This window comes from Streptomyces sp. LE64, assembly GCF_052606915.1.
Genome location: NZ_CP199708.1, coordinates 5,757,005 through 5,773,339, shown reverse-complemented (window position 1 = coordinate 5,773,339; position 16,335 = coordinate 5,757,005). Strand labels below are relative to the sequence as shown.

At 73.2% G+C, this 16,335-nt stretch carries 15 protein-coding genes; 7 read left to right on the top strand and 8 right to left on the bottom strand.

All coding sequences use genetic code 11. The annotated features are described in order from the left end of the window. Window positions 1-53 precede the first annotated feature (53 nt). A complete protein-coding gene (locus ACSMX9_RS25795) occupies window positions 54-890 on the top strand; it encodes an aldo/keto reductase (protein ID WP_445397418.1) in 837 nt (278 codons plus the stop codon). Window positions 891-950: 60 nt separating this feature from the next. Here the strand turns inward: ACSMX9_RS25795 and ACSMX9_RS25790 are convergent, their stop codons facing one another. Next, entirely contained in the window at window positions 951-1,859 is a 909-nt protein-coding gene (locus tag ACSMX9_RS25790; RefSeq protein WP_445397416.1) for a class I SAM-dependent methyltransferase, read from the bottom strand. A gap of 296 nt (window positions 1,860-2,155) precedes the next feature. On the opposite strand from ACSMX9_RS25790, the gene ACSMX9_RS25785 reads away from it, so the two are divergent. After that, window positions 2,156-3,001: a helix-turn-helix domain-containing protein gene (locus ACSMX9_RS25785; RefSeq protein ID WP_445397415.1), complete on the top strand. Its 846-nt coding sequence runs from the start codon at window positions 2,156-2,158 to the stop codon at window positions 2,999-3,001. A gap of 228 nt (window positions 3,002-3,229) precedes the next feature. Then, window positions 3,230-4,183, top strand: a complete 954-nt coding sequence (locus tag ACSMX9_RS25780) for a helix-turn-helix domain-containing protein (RefSeq protein WP_445397414.1) — start codon at window positions 3,230-3,232, stop codon at window positions 4,181-4,183. Window positions 4,184-4,196: 13 nt separating this feature from the next. Here the strand turns inward: ACSMX9_RS25780 and ACSMX9_RS25775 are convergent, their stop codons facing one another. Further along, the gene (locus ACSMX9_RS25775; protein WP_445397412.1) at window positions 4,197-4,889 is read right to left on the bottom strand and encodes a MerR family transcriptional regulator; all 693 of its coding nucleotides are present in this window, start codon (window positions 4,887-4,889) and stop codon (window positions 4,197-4,199) included. Between the two features lie 105 nt (window positions 4,890-4,994). Here ACSMX9_RS25775 and ACSMX9_RS25770 point away from each other — a divergent pair, with 105 nt between their 5' ends. Both ACSMX9_RS25770 and ACSMX9_RS25765 read left to right on the top strand, forming a co-directional pair. Continuing rightward, a complete protein-coding gene (locus ACSMX9_RS25770; RefSeq protein WP_445397410.1) occupies window positions 4,995-5,963 on the top strand; it encodes a hypothetical protein in 969 nt (322 codons plus the stop codon). Between the two features lie 187 nt (window positions 5,964-6,150). After that, window positions 6,151-7,779 carry a flavin-containing monooxygenase gene (locus tag ACSMX9_RS25765; protein ID WP_445397408.1) on the top strand — a complete coding sequence of 543 codons (1,629 nt, stop codon included), beginning with the start codon at window positions 6,151-6,153 and terminating at the stop codon, window positions 7,777-7,779. Window positions 7,780-7,858: 79 nt separating this feature from the next. Here ACSMX9_RS25765 and ACSMX9_RS25760 read toward each other — a convergent pair whose 3' ends face one another. After that, window positions 7,859-8,617, bottom strand: a complete 759-nt coding sequence (locus ACSMX9_RS25760; protein WP_445397406.1) for a GntR family transcriptional regulator — start codon at window positions 8,615-8,617, stop codon at window positions 7,859-7,861. Between the two features lie 350 nt (window positions 8,618-8,967). On the opposite strand from ACSMX9_RS25760, the gene ACSMX9_RS25755 reads away from it, so the two are divergent. Beyond that, window positions 8,968-9,246, top strand: coding sequence for a hypothetical protein (locus ACSMX9_RS25755; RefSeq protein ID WP_445397404.1), 279 nt, complete (start codon window positions 8,968-8,970; stop codon window positions 9,244-9,246). Window positions 9,247-9,376: 130 nt separating this feature from the next. Here ACSMX9_RS25755 and ACSMX9_RS25750 read toward each other — a convergent pair whose 3' ends face one another. The 3 genes from ACSMX9_RS25750 to ACSMX9_RS25740 all read right to left on the bottom strand — a co-directional run bounded on the left by ACSMX9_RS25750 (window position 9,377) and on the right by ACSMX9_RS25740 (window position 12,773). Next, a complete protein-coding gene (locus ACSMX9_RS25750) occupies window positions 9,377-9,802 on the bottom strand; it encodes an OsmC family protein (protein ID WP_351246034.1) in 426 nt (141 codons plus the stop codon). Window positions 9,803-9,900: 98 nt separating this feature from the next. Next, the gene (locus ACSMX9_RS25745) at window positions 9,901-11,715 is read right to left on the bottom strand and encodes a vWA domain-containing protein (protein ID WP_445397402.1); all 1,815 of its coding nucleotides are present in this window, start codon (window positions 11,713-11,715) and stop codon (window positions 9,901-9,903) included. Next, window positions 11,712-12,773 carry an ATP-binding protein gene (locus ACSMX9_RS25740; RefSeq protein ID WP_351246038.1) on the bottom strand — a complete coding sequence of 354 codons (1,062 nt, stop codon included), beginning with the start codon at window positions 12,771-12,773 and terminating at the stop codon, window positions 11,712-11,714. Before ACSMX9_RS25740 ends, ACSMX9_RS25745 begins: the two co-directional genes overlap by 4 nt. A gap of 158 nt (window positions 12,774-12,931) precedes the next feature. On the opposite strand from ACSMX9_RS25740, the gene ACSMX9_RS25735 reads away from it, so the two are divergent. Further along, entirely contained in the window at window positions 12,932-13,483 is a 552-nt protein-coding gene (locus ACSMX9_RS25735) for a hypothetical protein (RefSeq protein ID WP_445397399.1), read from the top strand. Here the strand turns inward: ACSMX9_RS25735 and ACSMX9_RS25730 are convergent. Together ACSMX9_RS25730 and ACSMX9_RS25725 are read right to left on the bottom strand one after the other, a co-directional pair. Next, window positions 13,387-15,642, bottom strand: a complete 2,256-nt coding sequence (locus ACSMX9_RS25730) for a phage holin family protein (RefSeq protein ID WP_445397397.1) — start codon at window positions 15,640-15,642, stop codon at window positions 13,387-13,389. The genes ACSMX9_RS25735 and ACSMX9_RS25730 overlap by 97 nt on opposite strands. A 161-nt stretch (window positions 15,643-15,803) precedes the next feature. Then, on the bottom strand, window positions 15,804-16,256 hold the full coding sequence (locus tag ACSMX9_RS25725; protein ID WP_445397395.1) for a hypothetical protein: 453 nt from the start codon (window positions 16,254-16,256) through the stop codon (window positions 15,804-15,806). Between the last annotated feature and the right edge of the window lie 79 nt (window positions 16,257-16,335).

Here is a 16,335-nt window from a genome sequence, read left to right as displayed (position 1 = left end):
GCTCCGTGTGCACTCCAGCGGCTTGACCCCACGACGCGAAGGATCGTATTCCCGTGAGCAGCAAGGTCCCCCCGGTCATCCTGAACAACGGCGTCGAGATGCCCCAGCTGGGGTTCGGCGTCTGGCAGGTCCCGGACGCCGAGGCGGAGCGGGCCGTGGCCACGGCCCTGGAGGCCGGCTACCGCAGCGTGGACACCGCCGCCGTCTACGAGAACGAGACGGGCACCGGGCGGGCGCTCGCGGCCTCGGGCCTGCCCCGCGAGGAGCTGTTCGTCACCACCAAGCTGTGGAACAGCGACCAGGGGTACGACGCCACGATGCGCGCCTTCGACGCCTCCCTCGCCCGGTTGGGCCTGGACCGCGTGGACCTGTACCTGATCCACTGGCCCGCGCCGGCGCTGGGCAAGGCGGTCGACACCTACCGGGCGTTCGAGAAGATCCACGCGGAGGGGCGCGCCACGTCCATCGGGGTGTCGAACTTCCTCCGGGAGCACCTGGAGCGGTTGATCGAGGCCACGTCGATCATCCCGGCCGTCAACCAGATCGAGTTGCATCCCCGGCTCCAGCAGCGGGAGGCCCGCGAGTTCCACGCCCAGCAGGGCATCGCGACGGAGGCGTGGTCGCCGCTCGGCCAGGGCAAGGGCCTGTTGGAGGTGCCGGCGATCGTGGCCATCGCGCAGAAGCACGGGCGCACGCCGGCGCAGGTGGTGCTGCGCTGGCACGTCCAGCTGGGGAACGTGGTGATCCCGAAGTCGGTGACGCCGTCCCGGATCGTCGAGAACATCGATGTGTACGGCTTCGAACTGGACACCGAGGACCTCGCCGCGATCAGTGCCCTGAACGAGAACCGCCGGCTGGGCCCGGACCCGGCCGGCTTCAACGTGACCTGACCGGCGGACGCGCCCCGGGTGGCCGGAGCCGCGGTGGGCCCGCGGCTCCGGCCACCCCGCTCAGGCCGGGTCGGCGACGGCCGTGTGCACGGTCCGCGCCGTGAGCAGGAAGACGTCGGGGCGTCGGGCGAGCCCCTCGTCGGCCTCGGGGGCGAGGAGCCGGTCCAAGGCGGCGAGGTCGGCCGGGTCGAGGACATCGCCGAGCGACCCCCGGCGGCGGCCGACGGCGGCGATGACGTAGTCGCGTTCGTGGTCGGTCAGCGGCGCGGTGCGGTCCAGCAGGAAGGTCTTGCTCCCGGTGGGTCGCAGCCCGGCCGCGGCCAGCAGGGCGGACCAGTCCTCGGTCTCGCGCACGGTGCCGGGCAGTTCGGTGCGCATCGCCGTGAAGTGGTCCTGTTCGGCGGCGTCGATCCGGGCCTGGAGGCCCGGGCGGCCGAAGCCGATGTCACGGGGCAGCACGCGGGTGGGCAGGCCGCCCTCCAGGAGGGCGACGACCCCGCCGGGGGCGACCCGCCGGGCGACGGCGGTGAGCGCGGCCCGTTGGTCCCCCACGTGGTGCAGGGAGTTGCCGAGCCACACCAGGTCGGCGGGGTCCAGGGCGTCGAGTCCGTCCGGGAGTTCGGCCCGGTGGGTGCGGACCCGGTCGGCCACTCCGGCGCGGGCGGCCCGTTCAACGGCCCGGCCGAGGAGGTACTCCTCGGGGTCCACGGCGGTGACCTCGGCCTCCTGGAACGCCTCGGCGAGCAGGCAGGAGACGACTCCGGGGCCGCTGCCCACGTCGAGGATCCGCCCGGGGGCCGGGCGGGAGGCGGCGAGCCAGTGGGCGACGTCCCGGTACAGCGGCGCCATCACCTCGCCCTCCTGTTCGAGGTAGGGGCCCATCTCGGTCCAGTCCATGGCGTGCTGACCCGACCCGTGGTGGTGTCCGTGGGGGGCCTGCGGGCCGTGCTGGTGCGGGGTGTGCGCCATGGGGTCGCCTTCCGTGTGCGGGGCGGCGCGCCGGGCGGCGCCGCTCCGGTCAGGGTGCGCGGCCCGGGTGTCGAGGGCCAGTGGCGTTGCCGGTCCGGCAAACCGGACGGTCGATGCCCTGCGGTCGCTTGGCGGATTCACGCCAGGCGGGGCGGGGCGCCGGAACCGGACGCAACCGACTCGCCCCCTTTCGCCCCGGTTGTTCCCGCCGCGTGCGGGGCGCGACGGCGGGACGGGGCCCGGCGGGCGCTCCGGGGGTTCCACACCGGACGCACGGGTCGATTACGGTCGGGGGCATGAGCACCCCGGCCGCGGCCGTCCACCGACCCGCCCGCAGGAGCCCCGCCCTCCCCGAGGGGACGCGGAGCGTGGGACCGCTGCTGCGCGACTGGCGCGAGCGACGGCGGCTCAGCCAGCTCGAACTGGCCTTGCGTGCGGACTCGTCGGCGCGGCACATCAGCTTCGTGGAGACGGGGCGGTCCCGTCCCAGCGAGGAGTTGATCCTCCGGCTCGCCGATCACCTGGACGTCCCCGTGCGCGAGCGCAACGCCCTGTTGTTGGCCGCCGGTTACGCGCCCCGGTTCCCGGAGACGTCGATGGACGACCCGGCGATGGGCGAGCTGCGCGAGGCCCTGGAGCAGTTGCTGCGCGGCTACGAACCGTATCCGGCGCTGGTGGTCGACGGGACGTACCGGGTGGTCGCGGCGAACCGGGGCATCACGATGCTGCTGGCGGGGATCCCCGAACACCTGTTGGCCCCGCCGATGAACGCGATGCGGCTGACCTTGCACCCGGAGGGTCTCGCGCGGCGCATCCGGAACCTGGCCGAGTGGCGGGGGCACCTGCTGGAGCAGATGGCCCGCCAGATCGCGCTCGACCGTTCACCCGCGGCCCGGGAACTCTACGAGGAGGTCGCGGCCTATCCGGTGCTCGACCCGGGTAGGAAGGCGACGGAGAACTCCGGGGCACCGTACTTCGCGCTGCCGATGCAGTTGGAGCACGAGGGCCGCCTGCTCTCGTTCGTGTCGTCCATCGCCACCTTCAACACCCCGATGGACGTGACCGTCGCGGAGCTCGCCATCGAGACCTTCGTCCCCGCAGATCGGAGCACCGCCGACTACCTTCGGTCACTGGAATTCTGACGGAGCGTCACCGTGACGGGCCCCTGCTCGCCGCCCGAGGAACCCCGTGTGACATCCACCACGAAGGAGCCTCCGGCGCCGCCGGTTCTCTTCCCCTAACGCCCGGTTCCCACCCCGCACCGAACCCGTGACCGGAACGTAACTTCCTCTGCGAACGGCGGAGCGGCCCCGCCCCGTAGCCGCGACATGACACACTGCTCACGTGTTCGGCAGGTGGGGAGGCGTGACATGAGCGAACGGCGTGCCGCGCCGACCGTGGGACAGGTCGTCCTCGGCAAGCGGCTGAAGGATCTGCGGGAGGCCAAGGGCCTGAGCCGCGAGGAGGCCGCGGGCGAACTGCGGGTCACCGCGGCCACCGTCCGGCGGATGGAGACCGCCGAGGTGGCGCTGAAGGTGCCGTACGTCCACATCCTGCTGCCGCTGTACGGAGCGTCCGCCGAGGAGACGGAAGCCTTCCTCTCCCTGGTCGAGGACGCCAACCGGCCGGGGTGGTGGCAGCGGTACCACGACGTGCTTCCCGAGTGGTTCAGCCTGTACGTGAGCCTGGAAGCGGAGGCCCGGCTCATCCGGTCGTACGAACCGCACTTCGTGCCGGGCATCCTCCAGACCGATCGCTACGCCCGCGAGGTGATGACCGCGGGCACCATCGGCCACTCCCATCCCGAAGAGGTGGAGCGCCACGTCGCCCTGCGTCTCGACCGGCAACAGCTGTTGGCCAAGCCCGAGGCCCCACACCTGTGGATCATCATGGACGAGACGGTGCTCCGCCGCCCGGTCGCCAGCGCCGAGGTGATGGCCGAGCAGATGGACCGGCTGGTCACCGCCGCCCACGCGCCCCGGCTCACGCTCCAGGTGGCGGAGTTCGCGGAGGGGCCCCATCCGGGGACGTACGGGCCGTTCTCGCTGTTCCGGTTCACCCAGCCGGAGTTGCCGGACATGGTCTACTGCGAGTTCCTGACCGGGGCGCTGTACCTGGACTCCCCCATCGAGGTGGCCAACCACCTGGAGGTCCTCGACCACATGTCGGCGCAGGCCGCCTCCACGGACCGCACCCGGGAGATCCTGCGGGACGCCCGCGACCACTACCGGTCCCTGACCAAGGACGAGGACCCCTTCCCGGTCGAGGCGCTCGATGCGGCCGAGCGGTGCGAGGCCGGCGCCGCCCGGCACCACCCCGGGTAGGGCCCGGGCGGGTTCAGCCCCCGTCGACCGCCGGCTCCGTGCTCGGCCCGGCGGCTCCCGCCCCGTGCATCCGGGCCGAACGGTCCACCTGGGCGAGGTGCCGCAGCGCGGCGAACATGGCCTCCCCCACCACCGTCCCGACGATGACGCCCTCCACCACCTCGTCGAGGGTGCGCCGGCCCGACACGAAGTCGAGGTCCGCCCGCGCCACCGCCTCCGCGGCCTCGGCGTAGTCGTCGAGCACCACCGCGAACCCGTCGAGTCCGACCCCGTCCAGCGCCGCGAGCGCCACGGCCAGCGCCTCGACGCCCGGACAGGTCTGCTGCACCCGCCAGCCCCGACGGGCGATCAGTTCGAGCGCCCGGGCACGAGCCGCCGTCAGCACCTCGTCCCTCTCGGGCTCCGTCTCCGCGGACCCCTGCGCCGGCGTCGGGCGGATCAGCACGTCGGAGGCGGCGCCCAGCACGCTGTGCAGCGAGCGGCCGGAGTCGTCGACCGCGGCCAGCACCTCCCGGATCACGGCGACCCGCAGGCCCCCGACGTCCAGCAGGGCACGGATCAGCCGTAGTCGGTGCTGGTGGGACTCGCCGTAGGTCGCCTGGTTGCGGTGGGTCAGCTCACCGGCCGGCAGCAGGCCCTCCCGCACGTAGTACTTGATCGTCGGCACCGGGACCCCGGTGCTGCGGCTCAACTCGCCGATGCGCACGACCCCGCTCGCCCTTCCTCGCCCTTGCGTCTAACGGTCCCCATCCTAGATAGTGCACAACAGAAAGCAGATAGTTCTGCTATCCATAATGGAACGGGGGTCTCCATGTCTTCCTGGCGTTCCTGGCATCGACCGTTGATGCTCTTCGCCGCCCTGATGGTCGCGACGGGTCTGCTCTCCGCTGTGGGCCTGCTCCTCGACGACCGCACCCTGGTGGGCTCGCCCATCTGGTTCAAGCCCTTCAAGTTCTCGGTCTCGTTGCTGGCGTACGCACTGTCGTTGGCCTGGATGCTCTCGCTCGTCACCCGCGCCCGCAGGGCGGCTTGGTGGGCCGGCACGGTCATCACCCTCACCGGCACCGTCGAGATGGTCCTCATCATCGGCCAGGTGTTCCGCGGCCGGCGCAGCCACTTCAACCACGAGACCGCCTTCGACTCCGCCCTCTACGACGTCATGGGCCTCAGCGTCGCGGTGCTGTGGACGGCCGCCCTGGTCATCGCCGTCCTGCTGTTCCGTTCCCGGCTCGCCGACCGCGCCTCCGCCTGGGCGCTGCGCCTCGGCTCGGTGATCGCACTCGCCGGCGCGGGAGTGGGATTCCTGATGGCCCAACCCACCGCCGCCCAGCGGGCCGCGATGGGCGACGGCCCGTTGGACGTGGTCGGCGCGCACAGCGTGGGCGTGCCCGACGGCGGCCCCTCGATGCCGCTCACCGGGTGGTCCACCACCGGCGGCGACCTGCGCATCCCCCACTTCGTCGGCATGCACGCCCTCCAGGTGCTGCCCCTGCTGCTGCTCGTCCTCGCCGCGCTCGCCCCGCACCTGCCCCGGCTCGGCACGGAGAGGGTACGGGTACGCCTCGTGCTCACCGCTTCGGGCGGTTACGCGGGGCTGCTGGCCCTGGTGACCTGGCAGGCACTGCGCGGACAACCGCTGCTGCGCCCCGACGCCGTCACCCTCGCCCTGGGTGCCGCCCTGGTCGCGGGCACCCTGCTCGCCGGCCTGGCCGTGCTGCGGGCGGGGGGCTCCCCGCCGGACCCTGCCGCCGCGCAACGGCGCGAGGCGGCCTCCGCATGACCGGACTCCTCTTCGGCCTCGCGTTCTGGTGCACCGAGACGACGGCGAGAACCGGCCGATGCGGGGTGGGTGATCCGGCCGTTCCCCGCCGGCCGGTGGCGCGCCGTGCCGCCACTGGAGCAGCATCGACGCGTCCCCGTGTGCGGAATGGCGGTTCCGCGGCGATCCACCCTGCCCAGGAGCCCCCATGCCCGCCGCCGCAGCCCGCATCCCCGACGCACCCGCCCCGGAAACCGACGCCGTCGTCGTCGGGGCCGGGATGTCCGGGCTGTACCAATTGCTCAGACTGCGGGAACTGGGGTTGCGGACCAGGGTGTTCGAAGCGGGGGACGACGTCGGCGGCACCTGGTACTGGAACCGCTACCCCGGGGCCCGGTGCGACATCGAGTCGATGACGTACTCCTACTCCTTCTCCCCCGAACTGGACCAGGAGTGGGTCTGGTCCGAGAGGTACGCCACCCAGCCCGAGATCCTGCGCTACCTGCGCCATGTGGCCGACCGGTTCGGGCTGCGCCCGCACCTCACCCTGGGCACCCGCGTCACCCGCGCCGTCTACGACGAGCGCCACCGCTGGTGGGAGGTGTCGACGGACACCGGCGAGCGGGTCACCACCCGGTTCCTGATCATGGCCTCGGGCTGTTCCACCGTGCCCAAGGACCCGGAGGTGCCGGGACTCGATGCCTTCGCGGGCCCCGTGCACCACACCGCGCGCTGGCCGCGCACCGGTGCGGACCTCGACGACCGCCGGGTCGCGGTCATCGGCACCGGGTCCTCGGGGGTGCAGTGCATCCCGCTGATCGCCCGCCGGGCCGCCGCCCTGGCCGTGTTCCAACGCACCCCGGTCTACGCACTCCCCGCCCTCAACCGGCCGCTGAGCGGACCAGAGGTCACCGCGCGCAAGGCGGAGTACCCGGCGTTCCGGGACGCACAGCGCCGCAGCAAGGGCGGCTCGGTGCTCCCGATGCCCACCCGGTCGGCGCTGGAGGCGTCGGCGGCGGAGCGCGTCGAACGGTACGAGGCCGCCTGGTCCGAGGGCGTCCTCAGCGCCCTGTTGCGCTCCTACACCGACCTGTTGGTGGACCGGACGGCGAACGAGACGGTCGCCGAGTTCGTCCGCGGCAAGATCCGGGCGACCGTCACCGACCCGGCCACCGCCGAACTGCTCTCGCCGCGCACCTACCCCTTCGGCACCAAGCGGCCCTGTCTGGACACCGGCTACTACACGACGTTCAACCAGCCGCACGTGCGCCTGGTCGACCTGCGGCGCACCCCGTTGGTGGAGGTCACGGCCAAGGGGCTGCGCACCGAGGAGGAGGAGTTCCCCGCGGACGTCCTGGTGCTGGCGACCGGTTTCGACGCCATGACGGGCGCCCTGACCGGCATCGACCTGGTCGGACGGGACGGGGTGACCCTGCGCGAGAAGTGGGCGCACGGCCCGCTCACCTACCTGGGGCTCGCCGCGGCCGGATTCCCCAACCTGTTCACGGTGACCGGGCCGCTCAGCCCCTCGGTGCTCACCAACATGGCGGTCTCCATCGAGCAGCACGTGGAGTGGATCACGGACTGCCTCCGGTTCCTGCGGGACGGCGGCTGGACCGAGATCGAGGCGACCGGGACGGCCGAACGGGAGTGGGTCCGGCACGCCGCCGAGGTCGCGGACCGCACCCTCTACCCGGCCGCGGAGTCCTGGTACACGGGGGCGAACGTCCCCGGGAAGGCCCGCGGCTTCCTCGCCTACACCGGCGGGGCCGACGTCTACCGCGAGCGCTGCGACGCGGTCGCCCGCGACGGCTACGCCGGCTTCGCCCTCGCCTGAGCCCCCCGCGGGCCCGGGTGGTGCGGTGCCCCGAACAGGGGGCACGGCACCACACAGCGGGCCCGGACCGGCTCCGCCCTCAAGAGCCCGGGTCCAAGGGAAGGTCGTCATAGCTGAGCTTGACCCGGTCCGCGGGTGCGACGGTCCGCAGGACTTCGAGGACCCGCCCGCCCTCACCCCGGGTCAGGCGTTCCACCATCAGTACCGAGACCTTGCCACCGATGCGGAGTCGAGCGGCCTCCTCGGTGGTGGGCGTGCGGGCCGTCACCGTCTCGCTGATGCTGACCGGAGCGAACCCGGCGGCGGCGAGGGCCCGGTAGACACCGCCCCGGACCTTGTCCGAGGTGGCGATGCCCGCGGCCTCGGCCAGGTCGACGGGGTACCAGGCGTGCTGGATCTGCACCACGTCGTCGGGCCGGATCACCGCGTGGCGGAGGCGGTACACCAGTGGCCCGCCCCGGGCGTTCAACAGTTCCCCCAGTTCCGCGTCCGCGGGAACCCGCTCGACCCTGACCAGTTGCATGGAGCCGTCGAGCCCCTGCGCGGCGGTGGCGGTCTCCCACGGCCCACCCGCATTGCCGGGTGCCATGGCGCGCCGGTAGCGGTTCAGCGGGATGACGACGGGCGTCCGGTGTCGGACGATCGTCCCGGCCTTGCGGATCGCGACCACCAGCCCCTCGTCGGCGAGTTCGCCGATGGCTCCCCGCACGGTCTGACGGGCCAGCCCGTACTCCTCCATGAGTTCCGTGATCTTGGGGAGCTTGTCGCCCGGCCCGAACTCCCCGGAGTCGATGCGTCGTCGCAGCTCATCGGAGAGTTCCTTGTACCCGATCACCACGCTCACCTCCTTCGCACCGCCTCATGTCCACTCTTTAAGGCTAGCCCTGTTGACATGCGCGAGCAAGATCTCCAATCTGAATACGGCTAGCCCTTACGGACTGTGCTTGTGTGCAAACAACAAGGAGCGGCGTACGCCTGCCAGCAGTTCCGCCGCTCCCCGACCCTTGGAAGGGTGTCTCCATCATGCCCGGAAACATCACGGGGCCACGCGTCGAACCCGTCACGGCCGAGGTCACTGCAACCACGACGCCCACACGGAGCGCAGAGCCGCCGAGTCCGCCGTTCACCGTGGTCTTCCTGTACGACCGCAGCGCCAACTCGCCCGCTTCCGCACTGTGTCTGGCACGTGTGAAGAGCGCCCGTGAGTACGCCTCCGACCGGGGCTGGCGGGTGCGGGGAGAGTTCGTCGACCTGGGCGCCCACGCGCTCCTGGACTACAACCGTCCGGCCTGGGGACGGCTGTTGCTGGCCGTGCGGACTTCGGAGGCCCTTGACGTGCGGCTGCTCTGCCTGGTCCCCTCCGAACAGAGGCTGGCGACGCTGCCCGGGGTCCGCAGGGCCCTGGCTCGGGAACTCGTGATCGCCGGGGCACGGCTGGTGTCCCAGGAAGACGAGGAGCGCACGTGACCGTGGTCCCCGCGGGGCCGGGGCACCGCTCCACCCCATAGGCGGACCGGGCCTGGGCACGCCGCCGTCAGCACGACGACCGGCCCAGGCCCGGGCACATCCGGAGCGGCCGCTCCGGAACGCCGGCGGATCAGACCAGCTTCGCCGACAGCGTGATCGTCGTACCGGTGAGGGCCTGGCTGACGGGGCAGTTGGCCTTGGCGTTCTCGGCGGCGGCGACGAAGGTCTCCTCGTCGACGCCCGGAACGGTCCCCTCGACGGTGAGGTGGATGCCGGTGATGCCCTCGCCCGGCTGGAAGGTCACGTCGGCCGAGGTGACCAGCTTGGTCGACGGGGTACCCGCGCCGGCCAGGCCGTGCGACAGCGCCATCGAGAAGCAGCTGGAGTGCGCGGCGGCGATCAGTTCCTCGGGGCTGGTCTTGCCGTTGGCCTGCTCGGCGCGGGACGGCCAGGACACCGGCTGCTCGCCGATGCCGGAGGAGTCGAAGGTGACGACACCGTTGCCCTGGAGGAGGTTGCCTTCCCAAACGGTGTGCGCGGAGCGCGTGGTTGCCACGTGAGTGCCCTTTCCTGACGTACGGCCGGGTCCCCGTCGACGGGGACCGTCGCCCCCCATCCGATCACACTCCGGGGTGGGCGCGCGCGCCCACCCGCTCAGTGCACCCGGAACACCGGCCCCCGGGCGTGGAACGGGAGCCCTGCGCCCTGGGGGACCAGGTAGGCGTGTTCGCGGCGGATGCGCAGCACGTCGCAGTCGCCGTCGGTGATGACCAACAGCGGAGCACCGGGCGGGAAGTCCTCGGCGCGGGCCAGCAGGTCGACCGCGGGCTGGAGCACGGTCCCGCCGCGGCCGGTGACCCGGACCCGGCCGGCGATCTCCTCGACGGGGAGGTACCCGGCGTCGTGGGGGGCGGCGTCGCAGAACACCACCCGGGCCGCGGGCACGTCGCGGGCGGCTGCGTAGGAGGCGATGGCGCCCAGCGCCTTGCCGAGCAGTTCCCTCGGCATCGAGCCGGAGGTGTCCAGGACCACGCCGAAGGTGCAGCGGGCCACCTCCTCGGGCGGGAACCAGCGTCCGGCGCGCGGGATGTCCGGGGTCGACGCCTGTCGTCGGGAGGGCCGGGCGAAGCTGCGCAGCGACTCGGGACGGGGGACCTGGGCGTCGAACCAGCGGGCCAACCGGGCGTCCCAGGGCAGCGGTGGGTGGCTGAGCGCCCGGATCTCCTCCACCAGCCCCGCGGGCAACAGCCCCCGGTCCTGGTACCCGTGCAGGTCGAAGCCCTGGACCAGGCCGCGGCGGTAGAACTCGTCGAGGTCGACGTAGACGCCGGCGGAGCGGGCCGGCGGCTCCCCGAGGATGTCGCCGCGCCCCTTGCCGCGCAGGGTGCCCAGCCGGCGCATCCGGCGCAGGTCGACGGTGATCCGGTCGTACACCTCCTCGACCGACAGGTCGGCCAGGGCGGCGTCGTGCAGCAGTCCCTCGGGCATCCGGCCGACGTCCATCGCGTGGAGCCACCCGTTGACGACGTAGTCCGCCGCGACGTTGAAGAGGTACGGGTCCCGGCCGCCGAGCCGTTCGCCGTGGCGGAGCGCGGCGTGCAGCATCTCGTGGGCCAGGACGAACCGCCACTCCTCCTCGGTGAGGTGGGCGAGGGGGTTGACGTAGATCTCGCCCGCCTCCGGATGGACGGCGGCGATCGCGATGTCGTGGCTGCGGGCCACCCCGGCATCGGCGACGACGGTCATCCCGGCGGCGATCCCGCCGAGCAGGGGGTAGGAGGAGACGAACCAGTTCAGCGCCAGGTCCCAGGGGTGCAGCGCCGGCGCTTCGGCGTCGGCGGAGGCCCGGCGCCCGCCGGCCACGTCCATCGCCAGGGAGACGCCGCGGGTGAGTTCCCGGGCGAACGCTTCCCGCCAGTCGGGGGGATTCGGCTGGCACGGTTCCTCGGGCCAGGGCACCAGGATCTGGTCGGGGGAAGCGCCTGCGGTGCCGCAGCGTTCGTGGGCGGGCGGCAGACCGTCGCGGCGCCAGCGGGCGGCGAGTTGCTCCTCGTCGCCGCCGGGCCAGTGCGCGGGCAGGTCCTCGGGGGCGCGCCCGCAGGGGAACGTCTCCTGGAAGCGGCTGACCACGGTGCAGCGGGCGGCGGTGTCGAACCGGTCCGGCTGGATCCGCACTCCGGTCGCCGCCGGGACGTGACCGAATCCCAGGTGGATGACGCAGTGGGCGACCGCCCAGGCCCAGGCGTCGGGTTCGGCCCGGCGGGTGGGGTTGACGTGCAGCACGCCCGTGGAGTCGATGCGGCACAGCCCCTCGCGGGGGCAGTCGCAGCACTTCTTGGTGCGGCACACCCGGGGTTCCAGGGCGGCCAGCGCGGGGTTGGCGAGGGCGCTGCGCAGCCCGGTGGCGAACGCCTCGGCAGCCGGGTCGCTGGCCTTCGGGTACCGGCGGGCCGGGCCGCGGCGGCTCACCGCCGGGCCTCCACCAGACGGGGCATGTCGCGTACCGCCTCGATGAGGAACCAGGCGGGCAGGACCGGTTGGCCGGCCGCGTCGTCGGCGATGACGGTCTGGGCGACCTCCACGGAGATCTCCGCGAGTTGGACCAGGAGGGACTTGGCCCGGTAGGCGGTCTGGCGGACCGTCGGCGACACGTGCTCCCGGTCGGCGGGCAGCTCCTTGATGAGCCGGCCCCGGAACGCCTCGGCGAGGTAGTAGAGCAGGTCCCGGTCGCCCCGGCCGCGGGGCCAGGAGGCGTCGCCCTTGATGATGGCCTCGATGCCGTAGGCGTGCCGCACGATCTTCACGTAGCCGCAGAAGGCGACGGCGTGCGCCGGGGAGAGCGTGCCGTGGGCGACGATCTGCACGGTGTCCTCGTCGATGCCCGGCCCGAAGGAGTGCAGGGCGTCGGAGAGCATGTGCCAGGAGCGGGGCGTGGAGAACGGCTCCTCGGTCTTGGGCGGGGTGGACCACAGGTGGTCGGGTCGGTCGGTGAGGTGGTCGAGGACCCAGGGGTGGATGTCGTGGCCGGCGGCCCAGGTCAGCCAGTCGGTCGCGGAGGCCCGGAGGTGGACGTGGGTCAGCCGGTTGAGGAGCGCGGAGGCCATCGGTCGGGCGAGCGCGTTGTCGGTGGCGCGGTTGCCGGCACCGATCACCAGGGACCCTTCGGGCAGTTCGTAACTGCCGATGCGACGGTCGAGGATCAGCGAGTAGAACGCCTTCTGCACATCGGGCGTGGAGGCGTTCAGCTCGTCGAGGAAGAGGCAGTACGGCTCGTCGCGGGCAATGGTCTCGGGCGGGCAGAACACGGACCGTCCGTCACGGATCTGGGGAACGCCGATCAGGTCCTCGGGGGCGAGCTGGGTGCCGAGCAGGCTCACGCACTCCAGGCCGAGCGAGTCCGCGAACTGCCGTACCAGGGAGGACTTTCCGATGCCGGGCGCGCCCCAGAGGAACACCGGCCGCACGGTCGCGAGGCCCAGCAGCAGTTCGGGGATCCGGGAGGGGGTGACGGTGACGGCGGACTGCACTCGGCGGCTCCAGCGGGTGGGGACGGGGGCGGGCCGGTGGAGGGAGCACCGACCGGAGCCACCAGTGTGCCGGGCGGGTCCTGCCGGTGCAGCTGCATTTCGCGCGGCGTCCGGAAGCCACCGACCGGGCCCGGCCGGGCCCTCGGTAGGCTCCCCGCATGGACGGTGGAGCCGTGGTCGGACTGCGCGTGCGGGGCACGCCCGCGCTGGGGCACGTCGACTTCGACGTCCTCGACGGGTACCGCTTCGCGGACGGCGGTGGGTTCCCGCCCTCGTACCGCGCGTTCGTCCGCCGCGCCGGGTGGGGGCGCGCCTTCGGTCTGTGGCTGGTCCATCCGCCGGTGCTCGCCGGGTACGCCGACGGCTGGCAGGGGCGCGGCGCGGAGCTCACGGAGCGTTTCCGGGCGGCGTACCGCGAGGGCGAGCACGAGGGCTTCGACTGGATGGTGGAACCGGACGGCCGCTGGGCCCTGCCCGGCTCGCTGGAGGTCTTCGCCCGGAGCGAGAACGGCGACGTGCTGCTCTGGGAGACCGCGTCGCGCACCGCCGAGGGGGAGTTCCCCGTCTGGGAGTCGCGCCGCTCCGACACCCTGCACCGTCTCGGTGCGGACCTCTACGAGGCGCTGCCGCTGGTGCGCGCCCGGTCCGAGGAGGCCCTGGGCGTCCGCCCGTTCGACGTGGAGCCGCTGCCGGCCGTCCGGCTCGGGTGACCTCCCCGGTCGGGCTCCTTCGGGGGGACGGCGGTGGGGGGCGTGCGGACGGTACGGGTGGCGGTGAGCGGTATCTGGGGGCCTTCGGTCTCGGCGAGCCAGGTGCGGAACACCCGGTGCAGGTGCTCCGCGCCGACGAGTTCCGCGCCGTCCGTCCGGGGATCGGGCAGGTCGAGGGGGTGGAGCAGGAACGGACGGTTCTGGTCGCCGCCGAGTCCGCCGTGCGAGCCGATCTGTTCCTCGAAGGCGAGGACCTCGCCGCTCTGCGGGTCGTACCAGGAGTTCACCATGATGTCGGCGACGTGCGGGAAGGCGTGGGTGCGCCGGACCGCGTCGGCGGCGCCCGGACCGAAGTCGGCGAGCGGGCCGGGGGTGCGGTCGAGTTCGGTGAGCGGGACCGCGAGGCCGCGGGCGCCCAGCACCACCCCGCCGTGCTCCTCGTCGGCGACGAGGAGGAAGCCGATGCCGGGGTGGTTGGCGAGGGTGGACAGCAGGGCGGGGTGGCGGCGGTCGATCTCCTGACGGGTCATCCGGTGCGGCACGTCGGGGAAGGACACCAGGCCGAGGTTGCCGGAGGCCAGGACCAGGGGCTCAGCGCGGGGTGTCGGGGCGTCCGGTACGGAGGAGGGCTCCTCGACGGGGCGGTGCAGGGCGGCCCGGACCGCGGCCCGGGCTTCGGCGCCGCTGTGGGTGCGGTGCGCCCGCCGCGGTACCGGTAGTCCGCAGCCGGCGCGGACGAGGTTGCCGAGGCTGAGGCCGTAGCGGCCGAGGAACGTTTCCCCGGGGCTCTGGCCGTGGTCGGAGAGGACCACGATGCGGTAGGGGCGGGGTGCGTGTTCGGCGACCTGCGCCAGCAGGGCCAGTGAGCGGTCCAGCCGGGTGAGGACGCGCTCGGTGTCGCCGCTGCGGGGGCCGGAGTGGTGGGCGACCTCGTCGTAGGCGACCAGGTCGGCGTAGACGGCGCCGCGGCCGGCGAGCATGTCACCGAGGACCGCGGCCACCACGACGTCGCGTTCCACGACCGTAGCGAAGGCCCGCACCAGGGGGTAGAGGCCGCCGCGGGACACCCGCGGGCGGTCGTGCCGCAGCCGGGACCGGGTGGACTGGGTGATCTCGCGGGACACCTCCGCGACGAAGGAGAGGGCGGTGCGGACCGCGTTGGCCGGGTCGCTGAAGTACGCGAAGTACCCGGCGCGGGACCGGTTCTCCCGGCCGCGTCGGGCGGAGACCGAGAGCACCAGGGCGAGTTGGTCGGCGCCGCCGCTGAACAGGTTGCCCCGGCTGGCCCCGTCGAGGGCGAGCAGCCCGGGGCCGCCGGTGCGGGCGACGGCGCGCCGTTGCAGTTCGGCGGCGCTGGTGGGGCGGTTGCACACCACCACCTCGCGGGTGTCCTTCTCGTACCAGCGGAAGGCGGGGACGTCGTGGTTGCTGCCGTGCAGGATGCCGAGTTGGCTGGCCCCGGTCTGACTGGACCAGTCGGTGCGCCAGGGGACCAGCCCGTGGGTGGCGGTGCCCGTCGGGGCCCCGGGCCCGTCGGCCGGGTCGGGGACGCCGAGCCAGGCCGCGACGGTGGGCATCAGCCCGTGGTCGACGGCGTGCACCAGGACGTCGTGGCCCACGCCGTCGAGTTGGATGAACACGGTGCCGGGGGTGCCCGGGCACCTGTCGGTACGGGCGCGCCGGCGGGCCGCCAGCCGGGAGAGGCGGCGCCGGTAGGCGTCGTCGTCGCGGACCGCGAGGGCCGCGCCGGTCGCCGAGGCCACGGCGGACATCACCGCGGCGACGACCACCGCGGTCTCGGGCGCGACCTCGCCCCGGCCGGCCGGGTTGAGGCGCATCGCGAGCAGGAGCAGGGAACCGTTCAGGAAGAACACCAGCAGCCCGAGCACCAGCGCCGGCACCAGCAGCAGGGCCCGCACCAGCAGCGGCCAGACCAGGGCGCTGAGCAGGCCGAACGCTCCGGCACCGAGGGCTGCGGTGACGGCGATGCGGGTGGCGCTGTCGCCGTCGGCCGACTGGAGGCGGAAGTCGGGCAGGATGCCGGCGAGGACGAGCATGGTGAGCGTGCTGACCGCCCACACGGTGACCGAGCGCCATGCGGCACTGCCGATCCGCCGCCATCGTCCCGTGGCCACCCGACGTCCACCCGCCTCACGCATCCGCTTCCCCGTCCACCCTCGCACACCCCGGGGTGACGTCGCCCGGCGCCCGGAGGCGTCGCAGGTCGGGACCGCGCCCCGGGCACCCGTGCGCCCGCCTTCCGCTCCGGGGCGCACGCCCGTACGCGCCGGAGCGGACCGTAGGGCAGGGGGACGACCGGTCAGCGTCCGTCGTACCCCGCGGTGGGCATCGACAGCCTGCGGTGCACCCGGGCCTTCATCTCCGCGTCGTACGCCGGTTCCTCGGAGCCCACCGTCTCCACCCGCACCCCGCGCCGGGCGCATTCGGCGGTGAACTCCTCCACGGAGCGCAGGGCGCGCTCCAGCACCCGGCGACTGGGCGCCACGAACAGGTCGACCTGGCCGTCGTCGACGTCGGTCCACAGGGCGCGGTGGTCGAACCGGAGGGCGTGCACCAGGAGCTCGCGGGTGATCACGTAGCCCTGCGCGGCGGCCCAGCGGGCGCACATGGCGTACTGGCTGCGCGAGTCCACCAGGAACGGGTCGGCGTCCAGTTCTTCCAGCGGGGTCAGGCTCGCGATCGCCGCGACCCGTACCGCGCCGCCCGTGTCGCCGTCGTCAACGCCGCCGTCGCCGTTGCCGTCGCTGTCCATGCGAGCCCCTCACGTCATCGTTCGGGCGTCGACCCTACCGCTGCCCGTAGGCTCGGGGGGAGTCGCGCGGAGGAGGAAA

Bases quoted from the DNA above. Each gene is read 5' to 3' on its own strand.
- ACSMX9_RS25790 (WP_445397416.1), bottom strand. From the start codon at position 1,859: ATGGCGCACACCCCGCACCAGCACGGCCCGCAGGCCCCCCACGGACAC.
- ACSMX9_RS25785 (WP_445397415.1), top strand. From the start codon at position 2,156: ATGAGCACCCCGGCCGCGGCCGTCCACCGACCCGCCCGCAGGAGCCCC.
- ACSMX9_RS25780 (WP_445397414.1), top strand. From the start codon at position 3,230: ATGAGCGAACGGCGTGCCGCGCCGACCGTGGGACAGGTCGTCCTCGGC.
- ACSMX9_RS25770 (WP_445397410.1), top strand. From the start codon at position 4,995: ATGTCTTCCTGGCGTTCCTGGCATCGACCGTTGATGCTCTTCGCCGCC.
- ACSMX9_RS25765 (WP_445397408.1), top strand. From the start codon at position 6,151: ATGCCCGCCGCCGCAGCCCGCATCCCCGACGCACCCGCCCCGGAAACC.
- ACSMX9_RS25735 (WP_445397399.1), top strand. From the start codon at position 12,932: ATGGACGGTGGAGCCGTGGTCGGACTGCGCGTGCGGGGCACGCCCGCG.
- ACSMX9_RS25730 (WP_445397397.1), bottom strand. From the start codon at position 15,642: ATGCGTGAGGCGGGTGGACGTCGGGTGGCCACGGGACGATGGCGGCGG.
- ACSMX9_RS25725 (WP_445397395.1), bottom strand. From the start codon at position 16,256: ATGGACAGCGACGGCAACGGCGACGGCGGCGTTGACGACGGCGACACG.